Consider the following 963-nt stretch of genomic DNA (forward strand, 5'->3'; position numbering starts at 1 on the left):
GGTACTTACTACGGCGCGCGGTACGCGGAACGTTCTGCAGAACTCGACATCATCCTGGGTGCTGCCGCCCAGCATGGGCTGACGATTTACGATCGGCAGATCAATATTCCCAACTCACCGTACCGTTTTCCTGCGCGCTACAACGAGTTCATTGAGGGCGGCCTGAGCTATGAGGATGTACTGGAGGCTTATAAGGCCCACCCGGTGCACATCAACGTCAACTCGGTCAAGGACTCACCCACCATGTTCTCCCGGCGGGTCGTCGAGATCGCCGCGTCCGGTTCCGTGGTCGTCAGTGGGCAAGGCAGAGGAGTGCGTGAGTCCATGCCGGCGGTGACGGTGAGTGACGACCCCGAAACTCTGGGCATCGTGATGGGCGAGTGCCTGGAGGACCGGTCCCGTTGGCGCGCCTCCGCGTGGGCTCAACTACGGGCCGTCCGCCGCTCCTACCTGGCCGAACATGCACTGGCCGTGATGTTCCGGGGCGCGGGCGTTCCAGTGAGGCTCGCGAACGAGACGGCCTGGAGCGCCGTCGTAGATCGCCTCACACCGGAAATCGCCACGAACCTCGCAGAACAAACGCACCCGCCCGCTGGAGTGACTGCTTCCTCGGCCGACGACGCCGCTCTGGCCACCCTGACCGCGCACGGAATCCCGGTCGCTGACTCGCCCGAGACGCTGTGGACCGCGCGATGGGACGAAGCCGCGACAACCACGTGGGCAGAGGACCTCATGCACGCGGCGCGCTTCGCACCCGAGGACGTCTCCCGGATCGGCGCACGGACGGGCACGCAGCGTGAGCGGGGGATGATCACGTGGGACGGTGCCACCCAAGGACCGGTGTTCTTGCGGCAAACGGAGGACACCGCGCGGACGCTGATCTGGCTCTTACCGGACCACGAACGGACACCTCATGAGTATGAGCACCTGGAGGAGACCCATGAATGACAATGAACGCGTCCT

The 963-nt window shown here is 64.6% G+C and carries 1 protein-coding gene; it reads left to right on the forward strand.

The annotated features are described in order from the left end of the window. Positions 1 to 948: glycosyltransferase (locus Q4E95_RS12645; RefSeq protein WP_303383639.1), on the forward strand; the 948-nt coding region annotated here is incomplete at its 5' end. Positions 949 to 963: the final 15 nt, after the last annotated feature.

Source organism: Kocuria sp., from assembly GCF_030536815.1.
Lineage (GTDB): Bacteria > Actinomycetota > Actinomycetes > Actinomycetales > Micrococcaceae > Kocuria > Kocuria gwangalliensis.